Raw genomic sequence first — 9,036 nt, forward strand, 5'->3', positions numbered from 1 at the left:
CAGGCTCACCCCGCCCTCGGCGCGCTTCTCGATGTCCCGGATGAAGGTGTCCGTCATCAGCTCGATGCCCTTCTTCCGCATCTCCTCCGTGAGGAAGGAGCGCACGTCTTCATCGAACCCGCCCAGCACGCTGGCGCCACGAATCAACATCGTCACCTGGGAGCCCAGCCCGTGGAAGACGCCCGCCAGCTCCACGCCGATGTACCCGGCCCCGATGATGGCCAGCCGCCGTGGCAGCTCCGGGAAGGACAGCGCCTCATCGGAGGTGACCGCATGCTCGATGCCCGTGATGTCGGGCGGGAGATAGGGCCGCGAGCCCGTGGCAATCAGGATTCGCTCGGCCGTGTACAGCTTTCCGGCCACCTCCACCGTGTGCGGGTCCACCACGCGCCCGCGCCCCTCCAGCAGCGTCACCCCCGAGTCGCGCAGCAGCCGCCCATACACGCCACGCAGCCGGTCCAACTCCTTGTCCTTGGCGGCCAGCAGCTTGCTCCAGTTGAACGCCGGCTCCTGGACCGTCCAGCCGTAGCCCTCCGCGTCCTGGAACTCCTCCCGGAAGTGCGCGCCATACACCAGGAGCTTCTTGGGCACGCAGCCGCGGTGGACACACGTGCCGCCCACGTCGCGGTCCTCACACACCGCCACCCGGGCCCCGTGCGCCCCGGCCCTGCGGCTGGCCGCCACACCGCCAGAGCCGCCGCCAATGGTGAACAGGTCGAAGTCGAATCGGGCCATGTGCTTTGCATCTCCTCGGTGACATTCGCGAATGAATCTGGAGAGATAACGCTCGGACGGGGCGTCGCGCACCGCCGACGTGCGCCTCCGCCGCGCAATCCGGGCCGCCCCACCCGCGGCGTGTCAGGCGCCGGACAGGGCCAGGACGCTGTCACGCAGGCGGCCCAGCAGCAGCCGCGTCACTTCCAGTTCCGCCTGGCACCGCTCGAGCCGCTCGGGCATGTCCTCCAGCCGGCCGGTGTCCGCCTGCAATTCAATGTCGCGGGCCTGCGACTCCAGCGCGCTCGCGCCAAACCAGGCCGCGTTCGACTTGAGGGTGTGCGCCGCCCGGCCCAGGTCGTCCGCGTGCCCACGCACCAGGGCCGAGTACGCGTCCTCCAGGAGCGCCGGCATGCTGTGCAGCGCGGTGTCGATGAGCTCGGGGAGAATCTGCGCCGCCTGCGCCCCCAGCTCCGCCCACAGCCGGGCGAGCGCGGCGGACTCCAGGCCCGGGATGCGCGCCGCGTCCGGCAGACCCTCCAGGACCGTCTGCAGCGGCGTCAACGCGACCGTCTCGCTCGCGACCCGCCGCTCCGGCGCCACGTCCGAACGCCGGGGCTGGCAGCGCAGCAGCGCCGCCGTCAGCGCCTCCACGCGGATGGGCTTGCCCAGGAAGTCGTCCATGCCCGCCGCGAAGCACTGCTCCCGGTCGGAGTCCATGGCGTTGGCCGTCATGGCGATGACCCAGGGCTGCGCCTTGGGTGGCAGCTCCTGGCGGATGCGGCGCGTGGCCTCCAGGCCGTCCATCTCCGGCATCTGCAAATCCATGAGGACCGCGTCGTAGCGCTTCTGGGACAACGCCTGCAGCGCCTGACGTCCGTTGAGCGCCACGTCAGCGCGGTAGCCGAGCCGCTCCAGCACGAGCAGCGCCAGCTTCTGGTTGGTGGCGTTGTCCTCCACCAGGAGGATGTCGAGCGGCACGGTGTCCCCCGGCCGCGCCCCTGGAAAGGGCCCCGCGCGCGAGGGCCGCGTCTGCCGAGTCTCCGGGAGTTGGGGGAGGTGCTGCGAGAAGCACGACACCAGCGCGTCGTAGAGCTGCGAGTCCTTCAGCGGGCGCGACAACACGCCGGCGAACAGGCCCTCGGGGGGATTGCCCCGTCGGCCCGGCGTCGACACCAGCACCAGGGGAAGTGCCCGCGTCTCCTCGCGCTGCCGGATGCGCTCGGCCAGCGTGGTGCCATCCAGCCCCGGCATGTGGTGGTCGATGAGCACCGCGTCGAACGAAGCCCCCGCCTCCAACTGGGCGAGCGCCTCCAGCCCCGAAGCGGACTCCACGGGCACCAGGCCCCACGACTGGAGCTGCCGGCCCAGCAACCTCCGGAACAGGGCGTTGTCGTCCACGATGAGCACGCGCCGGCCCTGGAGCAGCCCCTGCTCCTGGCGCGGCTGCACCGCGTAGGCCTGTGGCGCCGCCTGGGCGCGCAGGGTGAAGCGGAACGTGGTGCCTTGTCCGGGCACGCCCTCGCTCTCCACCCAGAGGGTGCCGCCCATGGCCTCCACCAGCCGCTTGGAGATGGCCAGCCCCAGCCCCGTGCCACCGAAGCGCCGTGACACGGAGGCATCCAGTTGGTTGAACGGTTGGAACAGCCCCGTGCGCCGGTCCTCGGGGATGCCGGGGCCGGTGTCCTGCACGCTGAAGGTCAGCTCCCAGTCCGCCGCGCCCTCCGCGCCGCCCAGGGCCGAGCCCGCCACGCTCACCACCGCGCCGCCGTGCTCGGTGAACTTGAGCGCGTTGCCCACCAGGTTGAGCAGCACCTGCCGGAGGCGCGACGCGTCGCCCACCAGCATCTGCGGCAGCCGCGGCGCGAGGTCACACCCCAGGTCCAGCCCCTTCTCACTGGCGCGCACGGCCATCAAGTCCAACACGGACTCCACGCACTGGCGCAGGTCGAAGGGCCGCAGCTCCGCCTCGAAGCGACCGGCTTCAATCTTGGAGAAGTCCAGCACGTCGTTGAGCAACGTCAGCAGCGCCTCGCTGCTCTGCCGGATGGTGGCGACGAAGTCGCGCTGCTCCTCCGTCAGCGCCCGGTCCAGGAGCAGGCCCGTCATGCCGATGATGGCGTTCATCGGCGTGCGGATTTCGTGGCTCATGGTGGCCAGGAACAGGCTCTTGGCCTGGTTGGCCGCCTCCGCCGCCTTGCGCGCCCGTTCAAGGTCGGAGATGTCGTGGTAGATGGCGATGAAGCCGAGCTGCCGTCCGCCCACCGACACCGGCAGGGCCCGCAGCTCCACGTCCACCACGCTGCCATCCTTGCGGACCCGCCGGGTGACGGAGCGCAGCCGCCCGCGCTGCACGACCTCGCGCGACGCCTGCTCCGCCTCAGGGAGGACGGTGGGCTCGGTGGCCACCAGTTCGAAGATGTGCTTGCCCAGCGCCTCTGCTGGCGAGTATCCGAACAGGCGCGTGGCCTCCGGGTTCCACGACAGCACGCGGAACTGACGGGTGATGGTGATGATGGCCACCGGGCTGTTGATGACCACCGCCTCGAAGAACTCCTTCTGCTGCCGGAGCGAGGCCTCCACCTCCAGGCGGGCCGTCATGTCATGGAGCTGCAGGACCCAGCCCCCGTCACCTTCTCCGGACAGGGGCAGCGTCACCACCCGCAGGTAGTGCGCGGGGCCGGCGCCGCCTGGACGCTGCCCGGCCAGCTCCGTCTCGCGCAGGGCGGCGTCGGTGGGAGCGCGTGGCTCGGGAGGACGCCAGCCAGGCAGGAGCAGCCCCACCGGCTGCCCCACGAGTCCACCACGCGGCCCGAAGATGCGCTCCGCGGCGCGGTTGACCTCCACGATGCGCTGCCCAGCATCCAGCACGAGCACCCCATCCCGCGAGTGCTCGAATACCGCTGCATGTGCGCTTGACGCCAGGTCAGCCACCCTTGCCCCTGCCACGAGAATGAAGGTCCGCTCGGAGCGCATCATGCCAGACGCGCTCGCGGACCAGGACGGTGTTGCGGCGAACCGTCAGCGGCTGTTCCACCAGGCCTTGAACTCGTTCCAGGAGATCTTCCCGGTGCGGTCCGTGTCGACGATGTCGACGGCGATTTCCAGCTCCTCGTCGGAGATGTTCTGCCCCAGCGCCTCCAGCAAGCGCGCGAACTCCGCACGGTCGATGGTGCCGGTCCGGTCGCGGTCATACCGCTGGAAGATGTCGAGCACCTCGTTGCCGGAGCTGGTGAACTCGTCCACCGCGGCGTGGACGGGCGCCAGGGGCTGGAACCCCGCGGACGTCGTCTCCACCTGCTCGACGAAGGGCGACCCTGTCGCGGGCCGCTCACGCCGAGTCGCGGACGTCCGCCGCGTCGCCGCCTTCCGCGCGGGGGACTTCTTCGCGGTGGCCTTCTTCGCCGTCGTCTTCTTCGCGGGTGCCTTCTTCGCCGCCGCCTTCTTCGCCGTCGTCTTCTTCGCGGTGGCCTTCTTCGCGCCGCGCGACTTGCCGGCAGCCTTCTTCGGCGTGGCCTTCTTTTGCGTCGCGCTACGCCGGGATGACTTCTTCGCAACAGCCGTCTTGCGTGACTTCGTCGCCATGATGAACCCCTCCCTGGACGGCGCGCATCGTAGCGCTCCCTCGTTCGGGTCCAAGCATCAGCACGCGCCCCAACCCACCCGCCATGGCGGGTGGCCTCCGTCCCCTGCCGAACGCGGCCGGTGGGGATGGCCTGGAATCAGCCCCAGGGCACGGTCCAAGATGACCCACCCAGCGCCTTCAAAGCCCTGGCTACCCTGGAACCCCAGGAGGCAAACTGCTAGCGAGCCTTCCGCCAGCCTTCTTGGCTGCTTGCCGCACCGTGTTGGTAGCAAGAAGGGCCCACGAGATGTTCACATACTGCCGTGCGCCGCGAACAGGGCCGCCCGCACGCTTGCGACTACGCCGCCAATCCTGCCCGGCCCCCACTGGAACCCCGCGTCGGAATGAATGACTCGCTAGAGACCCTCCTGGCCGATGGCATCATCGAAGCCATCATCGGCCAGTTGAAGACGGGCAAGGAGGCCGAGGTATGGCTGGTCCAGCATGCCGGCCAGGTGGTCGCGGCCAAGCTGTACAAGGAGCGCCACGAGCGCAACTTCCGCAACAACGTGGGCTACCGGGAAGGCCGCGAGGTGCGCAACTCGCGCACGCGCCGCGCCATGGAGAAGGGCAGCCGCTTCGGCCAGAACGCCGCCGAGGACGCCTGGAAGAGCGCGGAGGCTGACTCGCTCTACAAGCTGCACGCCCAGGGTGTGCGCGTGCCCACGCCGGTGCTGTTCTACGAGGGCATCCTCCTCATGGAGGTGGTGTTGGACCCTGAGGGCCACCCGGCCCCGCGCATGGTGGAGGCCCCACCCGCCACCCCCGAGGACGCGCACGCCCTCTACGTGGACCTTCGGGCGCAGGTCATCAACATGCTGTGCGCCGACCTCATCCACGGCGACCTGTCCCCGTACAACATCCTCATGAGCTACGCGGGGCCGGTCATCATCGACTTCCCGCAGACGGTGGCGGCCGCTCGCAACAACCGCGCGGAGTTCTATTTCCGGCGCGACCTGGACAGCGTCCGCAACTTCCTCGCGAACACCGCGCCCTGGCTGTATGACGCCGCGGGCGACACGAGCGAAATCTGGAATGCCTATGTGCGCCGGGAGCTCACCACGGACTTCGTGCCGTCGGGCAGCGGACGGATGGGGACTCGTCAAAACAGGCGTGGAGGGCCTCGGAGCCAGGGGTTCCGGCCCCAGGGTGACGAGCGCCGAGGTGAGTTCAGCCCACCGCCGTCCGCGCCGGTCGAGCAAGCCGCCGCTCCCCAGCGCGACATGACGCCCGAAGAGGCCGCCGAGGCCGAGCTTCGGGAGCTGGAGGCGCTGGTCCTCAGGCAGGGTGGCGGTGAGCGTGGCAAGCCCGCGGTGGCGGCGCCTCCGCCTCGGGGCAGGCGCAATCGGGGCTTCGGCGGAGGCCGCCCCCCGCCGAGGGGCGGAGGCAACGGCAATGGCGCTCGGCCGCCGCAGAACGGGCAGCGGACGGGCGGCGTTGCGCCTGGGCGCTCGGGCTCGAATGAGCCGCGTGCGAGTGGTGGGGCACAGGGCGGCCCGCGCTCGAATGAGCCTCGTGCGAGTGGTGGCGTACAGGGCGGCCCGCGCTCGAATGAGCCGCGTGCGAGTGGTGGTGCCCAGGGCGGCCCGCGCTCGAATGCGCCGCGAGCGAATGGTAACTCGCAGGGCAGCACGCGCTCGAATGAGCCGAGTGCGAACGGCACGCTCCAGAACGGCCCGCGCCAGAATGCACCGCGCGCGAACGGCCGAGGCCTGGGCGGTTCCCAGCCGAACGAGCGGTTCGCGAACAGCGCGCCCTCAGGAGGCCCGCGCCAGAACGAACAACGCAATGGGCGGCCGCCCCGCTCGAACTCGCGCGGTGGCAATCCGGGCGCGCCCCCCACTGAGCAGCGTGCGTCCGACAATGGCCGTCCGTCACGAAACGAGCCTCGCGGCGACACCTTCGCCTCACCGAGGAACCCGGGGGAGCCTCGCGGCGGTGGGGCTCGCGCCGACCGGAACGAGCGGCGCGGCACTGGCAGGCCGGAGCCTGTCGTCGAGACCCGGTCCGGGCCCGGCGCCCCAGCGCAGAACACCGTCCGGGAATCCCGTCCGGGCAACGGCGGCAACGAGGGTGGCCCTCGGCAGCCGCGCCAGTCCCAGGGCCGCGGGGGGCCGCGTTCACCACGGACTGGCGGGCCCCAGGTCTCCTACGTGGCCCGCCCGGCCTCCTCGTCCGACCCAGGCTCGCACGAAGCGGGCTCCTGAGCCGTCATTCAAGGCCCCCGGAGCGACCTCCAGGGCCCGACTTCGATGACCTCCCGCCAGGCACCGGCTGTAAAATCCGGTGCCCGGGCGAGGTGCGGCGCTACGGCTTGGTACGAGGCCCCGCCTTGGGCATCTTGCCCGGTGGCTGCTTGGCCTCCGGAGGCTTCGGCCGGGTCGGCGCGGGCTGCGGTGAAGGGCGCTTGTTCGGGTCATGCCCCTCCCAGACCTTGTCGGCGACCGCCTTCGCGCCTCCCTTGATGGCGTCGTAAGCCGCGCCGCTACCAATGACCTTGACGACCTCTTTGATGATCTTGCCAGCGACCATGTGGACTCCCCCTCTGCCGCTGAAGCGACATTGAAATAATACAAGAACGTCCACAAAAGTGAACCTGCGCACACGGTGGGTATGAGCAGCTCTGGTCGCGAGCGCTGCTTCACCCGACCCGGATGACCACCTTTCCGAAGTGCGCCCCGCTCTTGAGGTGCTCGAAAGCCGCGCGTGCCTCGGAGAACTCGAAGACGCGGTCCACCACCGGGCGCACGGTGTGCAACGCGAAGGCCCGGTTGAGCGCGTCGAAGCTCTGGCGGTGGCCCACGAAGATGCCCTGCACCCGCAGGTTCTGCATGAGGATGGGCGTCAGCGGCACCGACCCCGCGCCGCCGCTGAGCACGCCAATCACAGACACCGTTCCGCCGGGCCGGACCGCGCGCAGCGACTTCTCGAACGTCCCCGCCCCACCCACCTCCACCACGTGGTCCACGCCCACGCCGCCCGTCAGCGCGCGCGCCGCCTTGTCCCAGTCCGGCGTCGTCCCGTAGTTGATGCCGTCATGTGCGCCAAGCGCCCGGGCGCGCGCCAGCTTGGCGTCACTGCTGGAGGTGATGATGATTCTCGCGCCCATCAGCCGGGCGATCTGCAACGCGAAGGTGGACACGCCACCGGTGCCCTGAAGCAAGACGGTGTCTCCCGCCTTGAGCGCCCCGTGGGTGACCAGCGCGCTCCACGCCGTCACGGCCGCGCACGGCAGCGTCGCCGCCTCTTCATCGGAGAGATAGCCGGGCGTGGGCACCGCGCCGTCCTCGTGCAGCAGCACCGTGTCCGCGAGGGCACCGTCCAGCGGTCCTCCCAGCGTGCTCCCCTGCGCCGCCCGCGTGGGCTCCCCGGCGCGCCAGGCCTGGGCGAAGAGGCTCATCACCCGGTCGCCGGGCTTCACCCGCGTCACCCCCGGGCCCACCGCATCCACCACGCCCGCCGCGTCCGAGTTGGGAATGAGGGGCAGCTTCTGCCGGGGGTTGTAGCGCCCCTCCACCATCATCAAGTCACGGGAGTTGAGGCTCGTGGCCTTCACGCGCACCCGCACCTGCATGGGGCCGGGCGTCGGGTCCGGCCGCTCGACCTGAACCAGCTTGTCCAACCCAAACCCCGCTTGGATTTCATAGGCTCTCATGGGTGAGGAGTTGTACCCCGCGCCTCCCATCACGCCTACAGTGCGGAGCCACCGTGTCCGTGCTCGTCCTCTTCACCTGTTCGCTGCTGGCCACGGCGCCCACGCCGCGCTTTCCCAAGGGCACCGCGCGCATGGACGTGGGGCCCGCGCCGCACGGCCTGCCGGACTGGCGTGTCCAGCGCTGCGCGGAATGCCACGCCGTCCAGGTGGACGCCTGGCGACTCAGCGGGCACGCCACGGCCCGCGCGGATGACGTCTTCCAGGTCGCGTTGACGGAGGACCGGCCCGGCTGGTGTGTGCAATGTCACGCGCCGCTCGCTCGGAACCTGGAGCGGGGTCCGCTCCCCAAGGACAGCCCGCCCGAGGAACACGGCGTCACCTGCGCCGGCTGCCATGCGCCCACGGGCAACGAAGGCCAAGCGCCCGGAATGCCCTGCGCGGGCTGTCACCAGTTCGGCTTCCCCGTGGTGACGAGCGCGGGCCAGCGAGTGCGGCTGTCGCCCACGCAGCTTCAACAGGACACGGTGGGAGAGTGGCGCCGCTGGCAGACCCAGAGCGGCGACACGCGCCATTGCACGTCCTGCCACATGCCCCGGGGCAACCATGGCTTCGGCGGCACGCGGCGCACCGAGTCCCTCAAGGCCGCGCTCCGGGTGGAGCAGGCGGGCGCGTCCCTCCGTGTCTCCACACGCGAGGTGGGCCATGCGTTTCCCTCGGGTGACGTCATGCGCTGGGTGAGCGTGGACGTCTCCGGGGACCCGCTCTTCGAATCCTCCCGCACGGTGGCCACGTTCGGCCGCCGCCTGGAGGTCCGGGAGTGGCCTCATGAGCCCCTGCCCCACCTGGGCGCGGTGGAGGACACCCGCCTGCTGCCAGGAGAGACACGTCACGTCCCTCTCCCCGCGGGGGCCCGGTACGCGCGCGTCATCTACCACCTCGTGTCCCGCGAGCAGGAAGACTCGGGACTCTACCCGCCAGGCCTGTCCCGGCTCGTGCTCTGGGCCTCGCCCCTCCAACCCTCCCCGCCGTCCCACCCCGTGAA

General features: G+C 70.6%; 7 protein-coding genes. 2 read left to right on the forward strand and 5 right to left on the reverse strand.

All coding sequences use genetic code 11. From position 1 onward, the window contains the following. The 3 genes from HV824_RS32990 to HV824_RS33000 form a co-directional block, all read right to left on the reverse strand. Positions 1-735 (reverse strand): FAD-dependent oxidoreductase (locus tag HV824_RS32990; RefSeq protein ID WP_176425034.1); only part of this gene is annotated, 735 nt, incomplete at its 3' end. A gap of 123 nt (positions 736-858) precedes the next feature. Continuing rightward, positions 859-3,693, reverse strand: coding sequence for a response regulator (locus tag HV824_RS32995; RefSeq protein ID WP_176425035.1), 2,835 nt, complete (start codon positions 3,691-3,693; stop codon positions 859-861). A 42-nt stretch (positions 3,694-3,735) separates the two neighbouring features. Then, positions 3,736-4,299, reverse strand: coding sequence for an EF-hand domain-containing protein (locus tag HV824_RS33000; protein WP_176425036.1), 564 nt, complete (start codon positions 4,297-4,299; stop codon positions 3,736-3,738). A 384-nt stretch (positions 4,300-4,683) separates the two neighbouring features. On the opposite strand from HV824_RS33000, the gene HV824_RS33005 reads away from it, so the two are divergent. Next, positions 4,684-6,546 carry an RIO1 family regulatory kinase/ATPase gene (locus HV824_RS33005; protein WP_176425037.1) on the forward strand — a complete coding sequence of 621 codons (1,863 nt, stop codon included), beginning with the start codon at positions 4,684-4,686 and terminating at the stop codon, positions 6,544-6,546. 100 nt (positions 6,547-6,646) lie between these two features. Here HV824_RS33005 and HV824_RS33010 read toward each other — a convergent pair whose 3' ends face one another. After that, a complete protein-coding gene (locus HV824_RS33010; protein WP_176415993.1) occupies positions 6,647-6,871 on the reverse strand; it encodes a hypothetical protein in 225 nt (74 codons plus the stop codon). A 109-nt stretch (positions 6,872-6,980) separates the two neighbouring features. Beyond that, a complete protein-coding gene (locus HV824_RS33015; protein WP_176425038.1) occupies positions 6,981-7,994 on the reverse strand; it encodes an NAD(P)-dependent alcohol dehydrogenase in 1,014 nt (337 codons plus the stop codon). Between the two features lie 53 nt (positions 7,995-8,047). On the opposite strand from HV824_RS33015, the gene HV824_RS33020 reads away from it, so the two are divergent. Continuing rightward, positions 8,048-9,036: multiheme c-type cytochrome (locus tag HV824_RS33020; protein ID WP_176425039.1), on the forward strand; the 989-nt coding region annotated here is incomplete at its 3' end.

Origin of the sequence: Myxococcus sp. AM009 (genome assembly GCF_013372605.1) — a bacterium.
Lineage (GTDB): Bacteria > Myxococcota > Myxococcia > Myxococcales > Myxococcaceae > Myxococcus > Myxococcus vastator.